This is a genomic window from Pseudomonas sp. B21-012 (assembly GCF_024749305.1).
Taxonomy (GTDB): Bacteria; Pseudomonadota; Gammaproteobacteria; order Pseudomonadales; family Pseudomonadaceae; genus Aquipseudomonas.
This window is the reverse complement of record NZ_CP087197.1, coordinates 571,243-590,382: the sequence shown is the minus strand read 5'-3', so window position 1 is coordinate 590,382 and position 19,140 is coordinate 571,243. Positions and strand designations below refer to the sequence as shown.

General features: G+C 63.1%; 15 protein-coding genes. 3 read left to right on the top strand and 12 right to left on the bottom strand.

Features of this window, described 5'->3' with window-relative positions:
* Window position 1 precedes the first annotated feature (1 nt).
* Together LOY37_RS02590 and LOY37_RS02585 are read right to left on the bottom strand one after the other, a co-directional pair.
* Window positions 2–916, bottom strand: a complete 915-nt coding sequence (locus LOY37_RS02590) for an ABC transporter permease subunit (protein WP_010221625.1) — start codon at window positions 914–916, stop codon at window positions 2–4.
* Between the two features lie 160 nt (window positions 917–1,076).
* Window positions 1,077–2,213, bottom strand: coding sequence for a branched-chain amino acid ABC transporter substrate-binding protein (locus LOY37_RS02585; RefSeq protein ID WP_045196895.1), 1,137 nt, complete (start codon window positions 2,211–2,213; stop codon window positions 1,077–1,079).
* Window positions 2,214–2,683: 470 nt separating this feature from the next.
* Here LOY37_RS02585 and pncB point away from each other — a divergent pair, with 470 nt between their 5' ends.
* Together pncB and nadE are read left to right on the top strand one after the other, a co-directional pair.
* Window positions 2,684–3,886 (top strand): nicotinate phosphoribosyltransferase, encoded by a 1,203-nt coding sequence (gene pncB / locus LOY37_RS02580; RefSeq protein ID WP_045196893.1) that lies wholly within the window; start codon window positions 2,684–2,686, stop codon window positions 3,884–3,886.
* A 3-nt stretch (window positions 3,887–3,889) separates the two neighbouring features.
* A complete protein-coding gene (nadE, locus tag LOY37_RS02575; protein ID WP_045196892.1) occupies window positions 3,890–4,717 on the top strand; it encodes an ammonia-dependent NAD(+) synthetase in 828 nt (275 codons plus the stop codon).
* A 62-nt stretch (window positions 4,718–4,779) separates the two neighbouring features.
* On the opposite strand, the gene azu is transcribed toward nadE, so the two are convergent.
* The gene (gene azu, locus LOY37_RS02570; protein ID WP_045196890.1) at window positions 4,780–5,226 is read right to left on the bottom strand and encodes an azurin; all 447 of its coding nucleotides are present in this window, start codon (window positions 5,224–5,226) and stop codon (window positions 4,780–4,782) included.
* Window positions 5,227–5,581: 355 nt separating this feature from the next.
* Between azu and LOY37_RS02565 the strand changes: the two genes are divergently transcribed.
* A complete protein-coding gene (locus LOY37_RS02565) occupies window positions 5,582–6,169 on the top strand; it encodes a TIGR00730 family Rossman fold protein (protein ID WP_045196888.1) in 588 nt (195 codons plus the stop codon).
* Window positions 6,170–6,197: 28 nt separating this feature from the next.
* On the opposite strand, the gene LOY37_RS02560 is transcribed toward LOY37_RS02565, so the two are convergent.
* The 9 genes from LOY37_RS02560 to rpsF all read right to left on the bottom strand — a co-directional run bounded on the left by LOY37_RS02560 (window position 6,198) and on the right by rpsF (window position 19,112).
* Window positions 6,198–7,103 (bottom strand): transglutaminase family protein, encoded by a 906-nt coding sequence (locus tag LOY37_RS02560; protein WP_093376693.1) that lies wholly within the window; start codon window positions 7,101–7,103, stop codon window positions 6,198–6,200.
* Window positions 7,103–9,589, bottom strand: coding sequence for a circularly permuted type 2 ATP-grasp protein (locus LOY37_RS02555; protein ID WP_258716245.1), 2,487 nt, complete (start codon window positions 9,587–9,589; stop codon window positions 7,103–7,105). The genes LOY37_RS02560 and LOY37_RS02555 overlap by 1 nt, the downstream gene beginning before the upstream one ends.
* A 39-nt stretch (window positions 9,590–9,628) precedes the next feature.
* A complete protein-coding gene (locus LOY37_RS02550; RefSeq protein ID WP_258716244.1) occupies window positions 9,629–12,913 on the bottom strand; it encodes a DUF2126 domain-containing protein in 3,285 nt (1,094 codons plus the stop codon).
* Window positions 12,914–13,113: 200 nt separating this feature from the next.
* Window positions 13,114–15,417 carry a YgiQ family radical SAM protein gene (locus LOY37_RS02545; RefSeq protein ID WP_045196880.1) on the bottom strand — a complete coding sequence of 768 codons (2,304 nt, stop codon included), beginning with the start codon at window positions 15,415–15,417 and terminating at the stop codon, window positions 13,114–13,116.
* Between the two features lie 101 nt (window positions 15,418–15,518).
* On the bottom strand, window positions 15,519–16,916 hold the full coding sequence (dnaB, locus tag LOY37_RS02540) for a replicative DNA helicase (protein ID WP_045196878.1): 1,398 nt from the start codon (window positions 16,914–16,916) through the stop codon (window positions 15,519–15,521).
* A 110-nt stretch (window positions 16,917–17,026) separates the two neighbouring features.
* Window positions 17,027–17,473: a 50S ribosomal protein L9 gene (rplI, locus tag LOY37_RS02535; RefSeq protein ID WP_093376705.1), complete on the bottom strand. Its 447-nt coding sequence runs from the start codon at window positions 17,471–17,473 to the stop codon at window positions 17,027–17,029.
* 21 nt (window positions 17,474–17,494) lie between these two features.
* Window positions 17,495–18,394 carry a hypothetical protein gene (locus LOY37_RS02530; protein ID WP_045196874.1) on the bottom strand — a complete coding sequence of 300 codons (900 nt, stop codon included), beginning with the start codon at window positions 18,392–18,394 and terminating at the stop codon, window positions 17,495–17,497.
* Window positions 18,395–18,430: 36 nt separating this feature from the next.
* Window positions 18,431–18,661 (bottom strand): 30S ribosomal protein S18, encoded by a 231-nt coding sequence (gene rpsR, locus LOY37_RS02525; RefSeq protein WP_009403887.1) that lies wholly within the window; start codon window positions 18,659–18,661, stop codon window positions 18,431–18,433.
* 28 nt (window positions 18,662–18,689) lie between these two features.
* Window positions 18,690–19,112 (bottom strand): 30S ribosomal protein S6, encoded by a 423-nt coding sequence (gene rpsF / locus LOY37_RS02520; protein ID WP_045196870.1) that lies wholly within the window; start codon window positions 19,110–19,112, stop codon window positions 18,690–18,692.
* Window positions 19,113–19,140: the final 28 nt, after the last annotated feature.

The window sequence follows — 19,140 nt, the reverse complement described above, 5'->3', positions numbered from 1 at the left end:
CTTACACCTTCGCCACGAGTGGGCGACCCAGCAGGCCTTGGGGACGGAAGATCAGGATCAGCACCAGCAGCGAGAAACTGAACACGTCTTTGTAGTCGGAGTTGATCAGCCCGGAGAACAGCGACTCGGAAATCCCGAGGATGATCCCGCCGAGCATGGCGCCCGGCAGCGAGCCAATGCCACCGAGCACCGCGGCGGTGAAGGCCTTGATGCCGATGATAAAGCCCGCATAGAAGTCGAAGGTGCCGTAGTTCATGGTGATCAGCACGCCGGCCAGGGCCGCCATGACCGCACCGATGACAAACACATAGGAGATCACCCGGTCAGTGTTGATACCGAGGATCGAAGCCATCTTGCGATCCTGCTGGGTGGCCCGGCACATGCGCCCGAGCTTGGTGAACTTGATGATGTAGGTAAGCGCCGCCATGCCGACGAAGGCCGCCACCAGGATGAAGATCTTGGTGTAGGTCAGTTGCACGAAACCGGTGCCCACTTCGACGCGCCAGGCGCCTTCAAGCAGGGTCGGTACGCCTTGCTGGCGTGCGCCCTGGCTGATCTGCGCATAGTTCTGCAGGATCAGCGAGATGCCGATGGCACTGATCAGCGGCGCCAGGCGGGTGGAGTTGCGCAGGGGTTTGTAGGCGATGCGTTCGATGGTCCAGCCGTAGACTCCGGTGACCACCACCGTGAAGATCAGCGTCCCGAGCATCAGCAAGGGGAAGGATTCGATACCGAAATACGCCAGCAATGCCAGGCTGATTGCCGCCAGGTACGCGGAAATCATATACACCTCGCCGTGCGCGAAGTTGATCATGCCGATAATGCCATAGACCATTGTGTAGCCGATGGCGATCAGGCCATAGACGGACCCGAGGGTCAGCCCGTTGACCAGTTGCTGCAGGAAAATACCATCCATAACGCAATCTCACGTATTTGAGATTGCACAAGCGCCGACTACGGTGAGCCCCGGATGAAGCGGCCCTCGCAGCGCAGGGTTGTGCAGATCTACGAGAAAAGACAGGTACGGCGCAAAACCGGGTAGCGACCCGGGCTCAGGCCCGGGTCGCCTACCGTTGTTATTTTTGTTTTTCCAGCTGGTGGTACTTGCCGTCCTTGTCCCATTGGTAGACCACATAGTCGGAGACCGTCAGGTCGCCCTTGCTGTCCCACTTTTTCTCGCCCATCACGGTTTGCACCGGGTTGGCCTTGAGCCACTTGGCAGCGTCTTCGCCCTTGTTCGACTTGGCGCCGTTGAAGGCTGCAGCCAGGGCCTGGACCGAAGCGTAGGCATACAGGGTGTAGCCTTCTGGCTCGGTGCCGCCTTTGCGGAACTCCTCGACCACCGCCTTGCTGTCTGGCAGCAGGCGCGGGTCGGCGCCGAAGGTCATGTACACGCCATCGACGTATTGCGCGCCACCGGCAGTGGCCACCAGTTCGTCGGTTACGATGCCGTCGTCGGACATGAACTTGACGTCTTTCAGGCCCGCTTCACGCAGTTGTCGCACCAGTGGACCGGCTTCCGGGTGCAGGCCACCGAAGTAGACGACGTCGGCACCGGCACCACGAATCTTGGTGACCACGGCGCTGAAGTCTTTCTCGCCACGGGTCAGGCCTTCGTACAGCACCGGTGTCACGCCGCGTTTGACCAGTTGAGCCTTGGTCGCATCGGCCAGGCCCTGGCCGTAGGTGTCCTTGTCATGCAGGACGACAACCTTCTTGCCCTTGAGCACGTCGACGATGTAGTCGCCGGCGACGATGCCCTGCTGGTCGTCACGTCCGCACATGCGAAACATGCCAGTCAGGCCGCGTTCGGTAACCGCCGGGTTGGTCGAGCCCGGGGTGATGGCGATGACACCGGCTTCGTCATACACCTCAGACGCCGGAATGGTGTTGGACGAGCAGAAGTGCCCGACCACACCGATCACCTTGTCCTGGTCGACCAGGCGGTTGGCCACCGCCACGGCCTGCTTCGGCTCGCAGGCATCGTCGCCCTTGACCAGCACGATCTTCTCGCCGTTGACGCCGCCCGCGGCATTGACCTTGTCAGCCGCTGCCTGTGCACCTTTCATGTACTGCTCGCCAAACGCTGCGTTGGCACCGGTCATCGGGCCTGCTACGCCGATCTTGATGTCGGCCTGAACATACGAAGAAACGCCCAGCGCCGTAGCTACGGCGAGGGCCAGAAAGCCTTTCTTGTAAAACGTCTGCGACATGAGGTGGTGCTCCTGGAGTTTTTTTTGGTTGGCACTACAACTTTCAGCAATTGCTCTGAGCAAGGGCCGTGCCATTGGTTTTTTATTCTGGAAAAACTCGTGAACAAGTTGCGCAGCCAGGATTCACGGCCTTTTTTTACTGGTCGTGCAACCGTCTGCCTCACGACAAGCGCCACCGGACACGAGAAAAAAGAGCAACCGCGAAGTGCCATCATTGCAACCCTGGGTTGTGGTTACGTGCAACCAGCCTGTAACAGGATGCGTAACCGAACTGCACATCCTTGGTGCGCGACTGCTACAGCGGGCACCATTACAGGCTAGCCGCTGCCCGACAAAAGCGCCGCTACCTGTAGCCTGCTACCGAATTACCCCGGCCTCGGCCTGCCCGCGTGGCGGCAAAGGCTGGCACAATGCGCAGGTCTGTGCGCCGTCGCTGGCGGTGATGGCGCGCGCCCCCTTTGGAGCCCCCTATGAGCGAGAGTGCATTTGCCGATCGCATCGTGCAGAACCTGCTCGACACCGATTTCTACAAGCTGACCATGATGCAGGCCGTGCTGCACAACTACCCCAACGTCGACGTGGAATGGGAGTTCCGCTGCCGCAATGGTGAAGACCTGCGCCCTTATCTGGCGCAGATCCGCGAGCAGATCGAGCAGTTGTGCGAACTGAGCCTGGGTAATGGCCAGCTGGGCTTCCTCGAGCAGATCAGCTTCATGAAGCCGGACTTCCTGCGCTTTCTCGGCCTGTTCCGCTTCAACCTGCGCTACCTGCAACTGGGGGTCGAGAACGACCAGCTGTACTTGCGCCTGCGCGGCCCCTGGCTGCACGTGATCCTGTTTGAAGTACCTTTGCTTGCGATCATCAGTGAGGTGCGCAACCGCCATCGCCACCCCCAGGCCAAACTCAGCGACGCCCGCGACCAGCTGTACCGTAAGTTCGACTGGCTCAAGGCCAATGCCAGCAGTGAGGAGCTGGCCGAATTGCAGGTCGCCGACTTCGGCACCCGCCGACGCTTCTCCTACAAGGTTCAGGAAGAAGTGGTACGGGTGCTCAAGGAAGATTTCCCCGCGCGTTTCGTCGGCACCAGCAACGTGCACCTGGCACGGAAACTGGATATCAAGCCACTGGGGACCATGGCCCACGAGTGGATCATGGCCCACCAGCAACTGGGGCCGCGGCTGATCGACAGCCAGATTGCCGCGCTCGATTGTTGGGTGCGCGAGTACCGCGGGCTGCTGGGCATCGCCCTGACCGATTGCATCACCATGGATGCTTTCCTGACCGATTTCGACCTGTACTTCGCCAAGCTGTTCGACGGCCTGCGCCATGACTCGGGCGATCCGGTGCAGTGGGCGGAAAAGGCCATCAGCCACTATCGCAAGCTGGGGATCGACCCGATGACCAAGACCCTGGTGTTCTCCGACGGCCTGAACCTGACCAAGTCGCTGGAGATCTTCCGGGCCCTGCGCGGGCGCATCAATGTCAGCTTCGGCATCGGTACCAACCTCACCTGCGATCTGCCCGGGGTGGCGCCGATGAGCATCGTGCTTAAAATGACCGACTGTAACGGCCAGCCCGTCGCCAAGATTTCCGATGAGGCGGCCAAGACCCAATGCCGCGACGAAAACTTCGTCGCCTACCTGCGCCACGTCTTCAAAGTGTCCAAGGAGTAATTCATGCAAGCCGTCCAGCGAGAGATTGCGCAAGCGCTCAAGGTCCAGCCGCCGTTCGCCGACAGCGCCGCGCTCGAAGCCGAAGTGGCCCGGCGCGTGGCCTTCATCAAGACCTGCCTGCACAACGCACGGCTCAAGACCCTGGTGCTGGGTATCAGTGGTGGTGTTGACTCGCTGACCGCCGCGCTGATGGCGCAACGGGCGATCAATGAACTGCGCAGCGAGACGGCTGATGAGCAGTACCGCTTCATTGCCGTGCGCCTGCCGTACCAGGTGCAGCACGACGAACACGACGCCCAGGCCTGCCTGGAGGTGATCAAGGCCGACGAGGTGCACACTGTCGACATCGCCCCGGCCGTGCGTGCCCTGGCGACCGAGGTCAAGGCCCTGGAAAACGGCGCGCCGGCGATGGTCGATTTCGTCGTCGGCAACACCAAGGCGCGCATGCGCATGGTTGCCCAGTACACCATCGCCGGCGCCCGCCAGGGCCTGGTGATCGGCACCGACCATGCCGCCGAAGCGGTGATGGGCTTCTTTACCAAGTTTGGTGATGGTTCCTGCGACCTGGCACCGCTCAGTGGCCTGGTGAAAAACCAGGTGCGGGCCATCGCGCGCAGCTTTGGCGCGCCGGAGTCACTGGTGGAGAAGGTGCCGACTGCAGACCTTGAGGACCTGGCGCCAGGCAAGCCGGACGAAGCGTCCCACGGCGTCACCTATGCGCAGATCGATGCGTTCCTGCATGGCGAGGCGGTGAGCCAGGAAGCGTTCGACATCATCAGCGCCACCTACCGCAAGACCCAGCACAAGCGCGAGATGCCGTTCGCGCCTTGAACGCATCGCGGGGCAAGCCCGCTCCTGTGGGAGCGGGCTTGCCCCGCGATCAGGTACCCGAATTACTTCAGGGTAACAGTGCCTTTCATCATCGAGATGTGGCCAGGGAACGAGCAGAAGAAGCCGTACTTCTCGTCAGCTTTCAGCTTGGACACGTCGATGGTCAGCGAATCCTTCTCGCCAGCGCCGATGATCTTGGTGTGGGCGATCACGCGCTCGTCGCCTTCTTTCAGGTAGCTCTTGTCGATGCCGGCAGCCAGGCCGTCGGTGGCGATCGGCTGCATGTCAGCTTCTTTGCTGATGACCAGGTTGTGGCCCATGACGTTCTTCGGCAACGAACCTGAGTGGGTCAGTTCGACAGTGAAGGTCTTGCAGCTCTTGTCGATTTCGATGGCCTTGGTGTTGAAGGACATCTGGTCGGTGGAGTCGATCGTCGCCTTGCACTCAGCGGCAAATACCTGAGTGCTGGCGAGGGTCAGCAAGGATACTGCGACAACTTTGGCAAACATCGTGAATCTCCATGGCAGGGGTTTTTTATCAGTTTGCAGACTGCCTGAAACCGCAAGGCCGGCCCATGATGTGGGTCAAGCACTGGCCGAAGAGCCAGGCAGTGAATTTGTTCTATGGATTGTATACAGGAAATCTAAGTGCCCATCATGCACCTTTGAGGGAGGATGAGACAACCTCTCATTTAGGAGTAAACGATCATGTCCTTTGGTACTTTCTTCAATGGCCTGCTGGCCGCCTACGCCTGCGGCGCTGCGGGCGCCTCATGCGAATTCGCCCGGCCGGAGTAACGACTGCGGGCTTGGAAGCGAGCGGCCAGCACCTTACTCTGTGTGCGCTTGTAACCGGAGAGAAGCAATGCCCGTACGTTCCGTTTGTGTGTTCTGTGGCGCCAGCACCGGCGTCAACCCGGCCTACCGCGAGGCGGCCATCGCCCTCGGCCAGGCCATCGCCGCGCGCGGCCTGACCCTGGTGTACGGCGGTGGCGCCGTGGGCCTGATGGGTATCGTTGCCGATGCGGCCATGGCCGCCGGTGGCGAAGTCATCGGCATCATCCCTGAAGCGCTGAAAAACGCCGAGATCGGCCACACCGGCCTGACCCGCCTGGAAGTGGTCGACGGCATGCACGCGCGCAAGGCACGCATGGCCGAACTGAGCGACGCATTCGTGGCCCTGCCCGGTGGCCTGGGCACCCTGGAAGAGCTGTTCGAAGTCTGGACCTGGGGCCAGTTGGGTTACCACGCCAAGCCCCTGGGCCTGCTCGACGTCAACGGCTTCTACAGCAAGCTGGGCAGCTTCCTTGACCATGTGGTGGAAGAAGGCTTCGTGCGCCCGCAACACCGCGCCATGCTGCAACTGGCCGACTCGCCAGCCGAGCTGCTCGAGGCCATGGACAACTTTGAAGCCCCGGTGCTGCCCAAGTGGGTCGACAAGAAGCCTGATTGACCCGCCTCATCGCGGGGCAAGCCCGCTCCTACAAGGCTGTGGCCTCATCCAGCGGCATCACCGTGACCTGCACCTGCGGGTCATGGCTGCCGCCACCGAGGATCACCCCACGCAGCGGCGAGACATCGGAAAAATCCCGGCCCCAGGCCAGGGTGATGTGTTCCAGCGCCGGGCGCAGGTTGTTGGTGGGATCGAAATCGATCCAGCCCTGCCCCGGGCAAAACACTGAAATCCACGCATGCGAGGCATCGGCGCCGATCAGCCGTGGCTGGCCGGGTGGCGGCCGGGTCAGCAGGTAGCCGCTGACATAACGCGCCGCCAGGCCGCGCGAGCGCAGGCAGGCGAGCATCAGGTGGGCAAAGTCCTGGCACACGCCGCGGCGGCGCTCCAGCACCTCCACCAGCGGCGTGGCGACCTGGGTCGCCTCGGCATCGAAGGTGAACTCGCTGAAGATCTTCTCCATCAACGCCTGCACGCCTTCCAGCAATGCCCGGCCAGGCTCGAAAGAGGATTCGCTGAAGGCCACGAAGCGCTGCTTGAGGCGTACATAAGGCGACTCGAATCGATAACGGCAGGCTTCCAGAAGCGCCGCTGCCATCGGCTGACTGGCATAGGTCAGGGCCTCGCGCACCTGCTCCCAGGCCGGCGAGGCGGCAAAGTCCGGCGCCGCCCGCTCGAGCACTTCAACCTGCAAGCGCGCCACCACCCGCAACTGCTCATGCTGGCGCTCGAACGCCAGGCGCGTCAGCGGGTTGCCGAACACGTCCCACTCATCGCGCCGCAGGGTCGGCTGCGGGCTGACCTGCAGGGCCTGGGCCGTGCAGCGTTGCCAGGCGCAAGGCCGTGGCCATAAGTGCGCCAGCTGCTGGGCCAGGGACACCGGGCTGTCGTAGCGGTAATGGGTGTCGTGGATAATCTGGTAGCGCGCACTCATCACAGCGACACCGTCTGCTGGCTGACATCGTCGACGTGAGCGAAATGGCGCAGGGCCAGGCGCTCGGAAATCTCGCCACTGGCCAGGGCCACCCCTTGCAGCAGGTCAGCAAGCCCCGACAGCACCGCTTGTACACTGGCGCTGCCGAACAACGGGTCTTCCAGGCTGCGCAGGTCGAAGTGACGCAATTGCTCGGCCAGTAGCGCCAGAGCCGGGTCGCGCGGGCTGTCGAATTCCTCGCTCAAGCGTTGGTTGGCACGCACCAGCAGTTTGAGCTGGAACAGCACGGCGTGGGGGTTCTGTTCATCGAGCAGGAGCAGATCGAGCACCGGGATCAACTGCGCCACCGCCAGGTAGCGCGAGCGGTAGGTGATGCTGCTATTGCCCAGCTCCAGCAACCATTCAAGCCCGGCCTGGTCGTACACCGCCGGCCCGCGCAGAAACGCCGCCAGGCTGCTGCACAGTGACTGCAATCGCTCGATACGCCGGCCAATCATCAGGAAGCGCCAGCCTTCGTCGCGGGTCATGTCGTCGAGGGCAAAACCCGACAGCGCCGCCAGCGACATCACCAGGCGGTTGAGAAAATCCACCCGCTCGCCAAAGTCCGCCTCGGCATCTTCCAGGCATTGCGCCTCCCGCTGCAGCTCGACCAGCGCCTGCCAGTTCTCCCGCGAGAGCTTGCCGCGCACCTGCGACGCCGCCCAGTGCAGACGCTGCAAATTGGCCCGCAGGCTGAAGGCCCAGTCGCCATCGTCCAGCGCCGCGCGCAGGCGCTCGGGCAACTCGCCCTCCTCCGGCAGCAGCGACAATTCATCGGCCAGTTCCACCGCCGCCTGCAGGGCCAGCGGATCGTCGCCGTCCAGGTAGCGGGTGAGGATGATCCGCAGCAGGCGCGCACTGGCATCGCAGCGCTCGCAGTAGCGCCCGAACCAGAACAGGTTCTCCACCACCCGCGACGGCAGGTAAGGGTCCTGGCGGATCAGTTCGGCCACGCCGATGGTGCGCTGGGCCCGCCATTGCTCGCCCGCTGGCGCCGCTTCGCCGAGCACCCAGGTGTCCTTGCTGGCGCCACCGCGCTGCATCGACACCACCTCGGCGTCAGCTTGCGCAGCAACCCGGGTCAGGCCACCGGGCAGCACCCGATAACCGTCCGCCGAGGCCACCGCGTACACACGCATGCCAATGGCCCGCGGCTGCACCTGGCCCTTGTCGGCCTGCCACACCGGCGCCTGGGACAACTGCGCCAGCTCCTGGGCGACATAGGCGTAGGGCCGTGCCTGGATGCGTTCGGCCAGGGCCTGGCGCTGGGCCGGGTCGAGGTCACGGCCGAACACCGGGCTGAAACTCTGTGACGGGAACGCCGGCTTGACCAATAGCTTCGGCAACTGCTCCAGTGCCCGCGCCATCACCGGTGGCTCACCGCACCACCAGGTGGCGATCGACGGCAGGCTCAGTTCTTCAGCAAACAAGCGCTGGTTGATCGCCGGCAAGAAACCGAGCAGGCCCGGCGACTCAAGCACGCCGCTGCCCAGCGCATTGGCCACCAGCACCCGGCCCTGGCGCACGGCATCGAGCAAGCCGGGCACGCCCAGGGCCGAGTCGGTGCGCAGCTCCAGCGGGTCGCAGAAATCATCGTCCAGGCGCCGCATGATTGCGTGCACCCGGCGCAGGCCGCTCAGGGTCTTGAGGTATACGGTGGCATCGCGCACGGTCAGGTCGCTGCCCTCGACCAGGGGATAACCCAGCTGCCGCGCCAGGTACAGGTGCTCGAAATAGCTCTCGTTGAAGCGCCCTGGGGTCAGCAGCACCACCAGTGGCGCCTCCTGGTCACTGGGTGCCAGGCGCGCCAGGGTCTGTTGCAGGGTGCGGAAGAAACCGGCCAGGTGTTGCACCTGCAAGTCGCGGTATAGCTCGGGCAACGCCCGCGAAACGATGGTGCGATTCTCCAGCGCGAAGCCTGCGCCCGACGGCGCCTGGGTGCGGTCTGCCGTCACCCACCAGCGCCCGTCCGGGGCACGGGCCAGGTCCACCGCGTAGACATGCAGGTAGGTGCCTTCAGGTGGCGCTATACCCTGGCAGGGCCAGAGGAAATTGTTGTGGCCATAGACCAGCTCGGCCGGCAGCAGGCCTTCGCTGATCAACTGCTGCGGCCCGTAGATATCGGCCAGTACCGCATTGAGCAAGCGCGCGCGCTGTTCAACACCGGCGGCCAGTTGCTGCCATTCGGCGGCAGGCAGCAGGTGCGGCAACAGGTCCAGCTCCCAGGGCCGGTCGGCGCCCTTGGGGTCGGCGTAAACGTTGTAGGTGACGCCGTTCTCGCGCAACTGGCGGGTCAGCGAGGCCTGGCGCTGGGCCAGTTGTGCCGGCCCGCTGCGCTGCAGGTAGGCGCACAACGGCTGCCAGTGCGGGCGCACCGCGCCCTGGCTTTCGAGCATCTCGTGATAAGTCCCCGCACTCAGCGGGTAAGCATCCAACAGGTCAGGCATGGCAATGCTCGAAGGCCACAGGTCAGTTCAGAGTAGCGCTCAGCCGCGGCGCAGATCCAGGGTAAAGGGTAGTTCCGGGTTCACCTGCGCCGATGGTATCTCCACTACACCCGGGCTGTGTCCGAGGCGGAAGAAGCGCGCCTGGCGCCGGCTCTGGGCTTCGTTGGCATTGACCGGCAGGGTCTGGTAGTTGCGCCCGCCCGGATGCGCCACGTGGTACTGGCAACCGCCCAGCGAGCGGCCCATCCAGGTATCGAGCAAGTCGAACACCAGCGGCGCATGCACCGCAATGCTTGGCTGTAGGCAATTGGCCGGCTGCCAGGCGCGATAGCGCACCGCCGCGACGAACTCACCGACGCGCCCGGTGGCTTGCAAGGGTAGCGCCCGACCGTTACAGGTCAGTTGATAACGCTCCGGCGGCAGGCCGCTGACCTTGACCTGCAGGCGCTCCAGCGACGAGTCGACATAACGCACCGTGGCACCGCCCGCGCCCTCCTCGCCCAGTACATGCCAGGGCTCCAGGGCCTGGCGCAGTTCCAGCTCGATGCCGTTGACGGCATAGTCGCCGACCTTGGGGAAGCGAAACTCCAGGTGTGCGGCAAACCACTCGGCACGCAGCGGGTAGCCGGCGGCGTTGAGCTCGACCAGCACATCGGCAAAGTCCTGTTCGATAAAGTGCCCCAGCATGAACCGGTCATGCAGCTCGGTGCCCCAGCGGGCCAGGCGCTTGGGCGCATAGGGCTCACGCCAGAAACGCGCGACCAGGGCGCGCAGCAGCAGTTGCTGGACCAGGCTCATGCGCGCATGCGGCGGCATCTCGAAGGCGCGCAGTTCCAGCAACCCCAAACGCCCGGCCGGGCCGTCCGGGGAGTACAGCTTGTCGATGCAGAACTCGGCGCGGTGGGTATTGCCGGTAACGTCGATCAGCAAGTTGCGCAGCAGCCGGTCGACCAGCCACGGCGGGCCTTCCTCGCCCGCTGCCGGCATCTGCGCGAAAGCGATTTCCAGCTCATACAGCGCATCGTTACGCGCTTCATCCACCCGCGGCGCCTGGGAAGTCGGACCAATGAACAGGCCGGAAAACAGGTAGGAAAGTGACGGGTGATTGTGCCAGTAGCTGATCAGGCTACGTAGCAAGTCAGGGCGGCGCAGGAACGGCGAGTCGGCCGGGGTGGCGCCACCGAGGACGAAATGGTTACCGCCACCGGTGCCGGTGTGTCGGCCGTCGATCATGAATTTTTCGCTGCTCAAGCGCGTCAGGCGCGCCTGCTCGTATAGGAACTCGGTGCGCTCCACCAGTTCGTCCCAACTGGCCGAAGGCTGCACGTTGACCTCGATGACGCCGGGGTCGGGAGTCACCTTGAAGTTGGCCAGGCGCGGATCGGCCGGCGGCTCGTAGCCTTCGAGGATGACCGGGCAATGCAGCTCGGCCGCGGTGGCTTCGATCACCGCAACCAGCTCGAGGTAATCCTGCAATCGAGACAGCGGTGGCATGAACAGGTACAGGCGCCCTTCTCGCGGCTCTGCACACAGCGCGGTACGGGTCAGCCAGTCGGCCGAGGCATCGACCTCGGGTGCTGCGTGCTCCTGCTCATCGAGCGCCTGCCCGGCGCTGGCCTTGAGCAGTTGGTCACGATCAGGCAGATCGCCGAGCACCTGGTTGGGATCGGTCGGATGCACGTAGGGATATTCCGCGGCCTTGACCCAGGGCTGCGCCGCCAGCGGCAAGCGGTAACCCAGCGGCGAGTCGCCCGGCACCAGGCGGCAATGCTCATCGCGCAAGTACCAGCGTCCGCTCTGCCAGCGTTGCTCGTCGGCACTGCGGGCCAGCGGCAGCACCTGGCCGATGACCTTGTCCAGGCCCTGGCTGAACACCTTGCGCAGCCTTGCACGCTCCATCTCGTCGTCCAGGCGCGCAGCGTCGGGGCGCACATTGGACGGCAGGCCGCCCTCGCGCCACAGGTAATAGAGTGAGTCTTCGTAGGCGCCGAAGACATAACGCGCAGGCAGCCTCAGCCGTTCGGCAACGCTGGCCAGGAAGCGCGCGGCCAGCGCGCTGTCGGCGCCGAGGTCCTGGTGTTGGTCGGCGATCAACGCCGGATTGTTCCACAGCGGCACACCATCACGCCGCCAAAAGCAGTTGAGCGACCAACGCGGCAGTTGCTCGCCCGGGTACCATTTGCCCTGGCCGAAGTGCACCAGGCCATGGGGCGCGTAATGCTTGTACAGGCGCTGGAACAGCTCACCGGCCAGGCGCCGTTTGTTCACGCCCAGCGCTGCGGTGTTCCACTCGGCGCCGTCAGGGTCGTCAATGGCCACGAAGGTTGGTTCACCGCCCATGGTCAGGCGCACGTCCGCTGCTTTCAGGTCGCTGTCCACCTGGCGCCCGAGGGCGACGATGGCCTGCCATTGTTCGTCGCTGTAGGGCAGCGTAACCCGCGGCGATTCCCACAGGCGCTCGACACTCATTTCATGCTCGAAAGTGCATTCGCAGGGCTCGACCAGGCCGCTGATCGGCGCCGCTGAAGTCGGATCGGGGCTACAAGCCAATGGGATATGCCCTTCCCCGGCAAACAGCCCGGAGGTGGCGTCCAGGCCGATCCAGCCGGCGCCGGGCAGGTACACCTCGCACCAGGCGTGCAGGTCGGTGAAGTCCTCTTCGGTGCCCGACGGGCCGTCCAGTGCCTTGATGTCGGCGGTCAGCTGAATCAGATAACCGGAGACGAACCGCGCCGCCAGGCCCAGGTGGCGCAACAACTGCACCAGTAGCCAGGCCGAGTCGCGGCAGGAGCCGGAACCCAGTTCCAGGGTCTGCTCCGGGGTTTGCACACCGGGCTCGAGGCGGATGAGGTAGCTGATGTCCTCGCTCAGGCGCTGATTGAGCGCCACCAGGAAATCGACACTGGCCTGGGGCGTGCGCTCGATGCTGTCCAGGTAGGTGGCGAACTTCGGCGTCAGCGGCAGTTGCTCCAGGTAGGGCAGCAGTTCGTGGCGTTCGTCTCGGCCATAACTGAAGGGAATCTGCTCGGCGTAGGGTTCGAGAAAGAAGTCGAACGGATTGAACACCGCCATCTCGGCGACCAGGTCGACTTCCACGCGCAGGCTGTCAGTCTTTTCCGGGAATACCAGGCGCGCCAGGTAGTTGCCCTGTGGGTCCTGCTGCCAATTGATGAAATGCCCACCCGGCTGCACCTTCAGCCCGTAGGAGAGGATCCGGGTACGGCTGTGGGCGGCCGGGCGCAGGCGAACAATTTGCGGGCCCAGTTCAACTGCACGGTCGTAGCGGTACTCGGTGACATGGTGCAAGGCGACATGAATCGACACGGCGGGCCTCCTGCGAGCCTGGGCGGTAGTGGAACCGCGCAAGACTTGTGCCATGGGCCCAGGCCTGCGATTCCCTGCATGCAGCCGGTACAGTCGCACCAAAAGCGCACCGTAGCGAGGCCGCCGTGCAAGCCTTGCACAGATTTGAGGCTTTGCCAGCGACGCAAACAAAAACGCCAGCCCGAAGGCTGGCGTTTCAGTTAGCGCGGCAGAACCGGCTGGCGGGCGGGCTTTTTCTTGCCCTTGCCGCCCTTGGCGGCATCTTTGCGCGCCTTGGCCGCTTCCTGGTTGCGGGCAAACGCCGCCGCCTTGGCCTGTTCACGCTTGTCCCACGGCTTGGAACCATCGCTGGCACGCGGCGGCAAGCCGTTGTGCTGGGTGAGGATCTTCTGCTCTTTGGCCACCTTGTGGCTGCCGGCCGGGGTCGAGTTCTTGCGCCGGGCACTCTGGTAGCTGTCGGTCGCCGGCTGGTGCAGCGGGATCAACTGGTGCTTGCCCGGGCCGATCAGGTCGGCGCGGCCCATGCGCTCCAGGGCTTCACGCAGCATCGGCCAGCCCTTCGGATCGTGGTAGCGCAAAAAGGCCTTGTGCAAGCGGCGCTGCTGCTCGCTCTTGACGATGGTCACCGGGTCGCTCTTGTAAGTGACCTTGCGCAGCGGGTTCTTGCCCGAGTGGTACATGGCCGTGGCCGAGGCCATTGGCGACGGGTAGAACGCCTGCACCTGGTCGGCACGAAAGCCGTTGCCCTTGAGCCACAGGGCCAGGTTCATCATGTCTTCGTCGGTGGTGCCCGGGTGCGCGGCGATGAAGTACGGGATCAGGTACTGCTCTTTGCCCGCCTCTTTCGAGTACTTCTCGAACATGCGCTTGAAGCGGTCATAGCTACCGATGCCCGGCTTCATCATCTGGTTCAGCGGGCCTTCCTCGGTGTGCTCCGGGGCAATCTTCAGGTAGCCGCCGACGTGGTGGGTCACCAGCTCCTTGACGTATTCCGGCGACTCTACCGCCAGGTCGTAACGCAGGCCCGAGGCGATGAGGATCTTCTTCACCCCCGGCAGGTCACGGGCGCTGCGGTACAGCTTGATCAGCGCCGAGTGGTCGGTGTTCAAGTTCGGGCAGATGCCCGGGAACACGCACGACGGCTTGCGGCACGCCGATTCGATCTCGGGGCTCTTGCAGGCGATGCGGTACATGTTCGCAGTCGGGCCGCCGAGGTCGGAGATGACCCCGGTAAAGCCGGGCACCTTGTCGCGAATCTCTTCGATCTCGCGAATGATCGACTCGTGCGAGCGGTTCTGGATGATGCGCCCTTCGTGCTCGGTGATCGAGCAGAAGGTGCAGCCGCCGAAGCAGCCGCGCATGATGTTCACCGAGAAGCGGATCATGTCGTAGGCGGGGATTTTCTCCTTGCCGTACGCCGGGTGCGGGATGCGCGCATAGGGCATGCCGAACACGTAGTCCATTTCTTCGGTGGTCATCGGAATGGGTGGCGGGTTGAACCACACGTCCACTTCGCCATGCTTCTGCACCAGGGCACGGGCGTTACCCGGGTTGGTCTCCAGGTGCAGCACGCGGTTGGCGTGGGCATAGAGCACCGGGTCGTTGCGGACCTTCTCGAACGACGGCAGGCGGATGACCGTCTTGTCACGGGTCATGCGCGGGCTGGCGAGGATCTGCACAACCTTGGCTTCGTTGGGGTCTTCGACCTCGCCCTTTTCCTGCTCGATGGCGCAGGCCTGGGTGTCCTGGGTGTTGACGTACGGGTTGATGATCTTGTCGACCTTGCCCGGACGGTCGATACGGGTCGAGTCGACCTCGTACCAGCCTTGCGGGGTATCACGGCGTACGAAGGCGGTGCCGCGAATGTCGGTGATGCTCTCGATCGACTCGCCGAACGACAGGCGCTGGGCCACTTCGACGATGGCCCGCTCGGCGTTGCCGTACAGCAGGATGTCGGCGCAGGCGTCGATCAGGATCGAATGACGGACCTTGTCCTGCCAGTAGTCGTAGTGAGCGATGCGGCGCAGGGAGGCTTCGATGCCGCCGAGGACGATCGGCACATGCTTGTAGGCTTCCTTGCAGCGCTGGCTGTATACCAGGCTGGCGCGGTCCGGACGCTTGCCGGCCATGCCGCCCGGGGTATAGGCGTCGTCGGAGCGGATCTTCTTGTCGGCGGTGTAGCGGTTGATCATCGAATCCATGTTGCCGGCCGCGACGCCGAAGAACAGGTTCGGCTCGCCGAGCTTCATGAAGTCGTCTTTGGACTGCCAGTCCGGCTGGGCAATGATGCCCACGCGAAAGCCCTGGGCTTCCAGCAGGCGGCCAATGATGGCCATGCCGAACGACGGATGGTCGACGTAGGCATCACCGGTCACGATGATGATGTCGCAGGAATCCCAGCCGAGCTGATCCATCTCCTCCCTGCTCATCGGCAGGAACGGTGCTGGCCCGAAGCATTCGGCCCAGTACTTGGGATAGTCGAAAAGTGGTTTGGCTGCTTGCATGTCAGTGACCGGTGGCTAATCGATGAAAAATCGCGGGCGCGGAATATAGCACAAAAATTGACCAATTCCGACGCTCAAGGTCGGAATTGTCCAAATTGCCCTTACTCGTCGTCGTCGAAGTTGTAACTGCCCGGCGCGAGGTTTTCGAAGCGTGTGTACTTGCCGATGAAGGCCAGGCGGATAAAGCCGATCGGGCCGTTGCGCTGCTTGCCGATGATGATTTCGGCAATGCCCTTGTGCTCGGTCTCCGGGTGGTACACCTCGTCGCGGTAAACGAACATGATCACGTCGGCGTCCTGCTCGATCGCACCCGATTCGCGCAAGTCGGAGTTCACCGGGCGCTTGTTCGGCCGCTGTTCGAGGGAGCGGTTGAGCTGCGACAGGGCAACTACCGGGCAGTTGAACTCTTTGGCCAGGGCCTTGAGCGAGCGGGAGATCTCGGAAATCTCGTTGGTACGGTTGTCGCCGCTGGAGCCCGGGATCTGCATCAGCTGCAGGTAGTCGATCATGATCAGGGCGATGTCGCCGTGCTCGCGCACCAGGCGGCGGGTCCGGGCGCGCATTTCCGACGGGCTGATGCCGGCGGTGTCATCGATGAACAGCTTGCGATCGTTGAGCAGGTTGACCGCCGAGGTCAGCCGCGGCCAGTCGTCGTCTTCAAGCTGGCCGGAGCGCACCTTGGTCTGGTCGATGCGCCCGAGCGACGACAGCATACGCATGATCAGCGATTCGCCTGGCATCTCCAGGGAGTACACCAGCACCGCCTTGTCGCTGCGCAGTACCGCGTTCTCGACCAGGTTCATGGCGAAGGTGGTCTTACCCATCGACGGCCGGCCGGCGACGATGATCAGGTCGGCCGGCTGCAGGCCGCTGGTCTTCTCGTCGAGGTCGGTGTAGCCGGTGGACAGGCCGGTGATCGCACTGTCGGTATTGAACAGCGTGTCGATGCGGTCGATGGCCTTGGTCAGCAGGTCGTTGACGCCCACCGGGCCACCGGTCTTCGGCCGCGCTTCGGCGATCTGGAAGATCTGCCGTTCGGCTTCGTCGAGGATCTCGGCAGCATTGCGCCCTTGCGGGTTGAAGGCGCTATCGGCGATCTCGTTGCTGATGCTGATCAGCTGACGCAGGGTTGCTCGCTCGCGGATGATCGCGGCATAGGCCTTGATGTTGGCCACCGACGGGGTGTTCTTGGCCAGTTCGCCCAGGTAACCCAGGCCGCCAACCTGCGAACTCAGGCCTTCCTTGTCCAGCTGCTCGTGCAGGGTCACCACGTCGAACGGGGCGTTCTGGTCAGCGAGCTTGTGGATGGCGCGGAAGATCAGGCGGTGGTCATGCCGATAGAAGTCGCCGTCGGAGACTTGATCGAGCACGCGCTCCCAGGCGTTGTTGTCCAGCATCAAGCCACCGAGCACGGCCTGTTCGGCCTCGATGGAATGCGGCGGCACCTTCAGGGCAGCGGTTTGCAGATCATATTGCTCGGGGGCGGTTATCTCGTTCATGGCCACGCAGGAATCAGGGTGATGAAAAAGACAAAGGGCACGACCTGCAAAGCAGGATCGTGCCCGATGTTAACCGGCTGACACCCAAGGTGCCAGCCGATCGGTACAGCTTAGGCTGCGACAACAACCACGCGAACGGTGGCTTCAACGTCGCTGTGCAGGTGCACGGCAACGTCGTATTCGCCGACGTTACGGATGGTGCCGTTCGGCAGACGAACTTCAGCTTTAGCCACTTCAACGCCGGAGGCGGTCAGGGCATCAGCGATGTCGTGGGTGCCGATCGAACCGAACAGCTTGCCTTCGTCACCGGCGGTGGCAGTGATGGTCACTTCCAGCTCAGCCAGTTGGGCAGCGCGAGTTTCGGCCGAAGCTTTTTTCTCTGCAGCGATTTTTTCCAGCTCAGCACGACGCTCTTCGAACGCAGCCAGGTTGGCAGCGGTCGCAGCGGTGGCTTTGCCGAATGGCAGCAGGTAGTTACGACCGTAACCGGACTTAACTTTTACCTTGTCGCCCAGGTTGCCCAGGTTGGCGACTTTTTCCAGCAGGATCAGTTCCATTTGGTAATAACCTCTTAACTTTTAACCTTCACCGTTCGCGGAATCGTTATCGGCGCCTTTTGGGGGCGCCTTGCGACCGCGAAAATCAATCAGGCTGTCGACAATGGCCAGGACCACGAGCAACGGATAAGTCAGCTGCATAAACAGCACCAGCGTCACGTACAACCCGACCAGCCAGAACTTGGCCAGTCGTCCTTGCGCCACCAGCCCATGCAGCAGAGCGAGCCCTGCAAACATCAGCGGTATGCTGCACAGGGGTGTCAACATCGCCAGCTCAGGACCGAAATTCGGCCCCACCAGCATGAGCACCACCAGCACCAGCGCCGGCACCAGGGGGAGCCTGACCGCTTGAAACTCGCGACCAAAACCACCCGGGTTATACAACAACGCCTGCCAGTAACGGCCCAACATCAGGGCCAGCACACTGACGGCTTGCAACAACGCCGCAATCAGGCCGACGAGCACCGGTGCAATAAGGCTTCCAAGACGGCCCCGCTCCTCTACCGATAACTGTTGGTAGAGACCGTCGAGCATCTGCGGCAGGGCTTTTTCAAGCGCTCCAGCCAGAGCTTCAATCGGTTCGCGGAACACCGAACCCAGTACAACCCCGTACACCAGGCCCATGCCGATGCTGAACAACAGCACCCGGTTCCAGGACTGCCCGGCGCGCAACAGCGCCGCCAGACCCAGCGTACCCAGCAACACCATCAAGGTGCGCGGCTCGCCGAAGAACCACCAGGCCATCGCCGGCAACAAAGCCCAGGCGAGGACACCGGAAGCGTCCTTGAAACCGCGCCGCAGGAACACCAGGCTCCCGGCGGCGGCACTCAACCAGAACAACAGCGGCAAAGCCGCACAACCCACCACCACGAGGGTGGCTTGCACGCGACCGCGCATGATGAAATCAGCCAAGGCGCGCATGCATTTTATCCTTTGCTACTTGTCGACGACCCGGTCTCAGCGGCCGTGGCTGTCGGTGTAGGGCAGCAGGGCCAGGAAGCGGGCGCGCTTGATAGCGGTAGCCAGCTGACGCTGATAACGAGCTTTGGTACCGGTGATACGGCTTGGAACGATTTTGCCGGTTTCGGATACATAAGCTTTCAGGGTGTTGAGATCTTTGTAATCGATCTCTTTCACGTCTTCAGCAGTGAAGCGGCAGAATTTACGACGACGGAAGAAACGTGCCATGTAATAGGCTCCTCAAAAGGTCCGTGGATTACTCGTCAGCGTTATCGCTGTTGTCGCTGTCATCACTATCAGCGCTTTCGGCGCTTTCGTGCTCAGGACGGTCGCGACGCTCACGGCGCTCACTGCGGTTCTCTTCAGCCTTGAGCATCTCGGACTGGCCGGTAACGGCTTCGTCGCGACGGATGACCAGGTTACGGATCACGGCATCGTTGTAGCGGAAGTTGTCTTCCAGCTCGGCCAGGGCCTTGCCGGTGCACTCAACGTTCAGCATCACGTAGTGAGCCTTGTGAACATTGTTGATTGCATAGGCCAGTTGACGACGGCCCCAGTCTTCCAGACGGTGGATTTTACCGCCGTCTTCTTCGATCAGCTTGGTGTAACGCTCAACCATGCCGCCGACTTGCTCGCTCTGGTCAGGGTGGACCAGAAAGATGATTTCGTAATGACGCATGAATGCTCCTTACGGGTTGTAGTCTGCC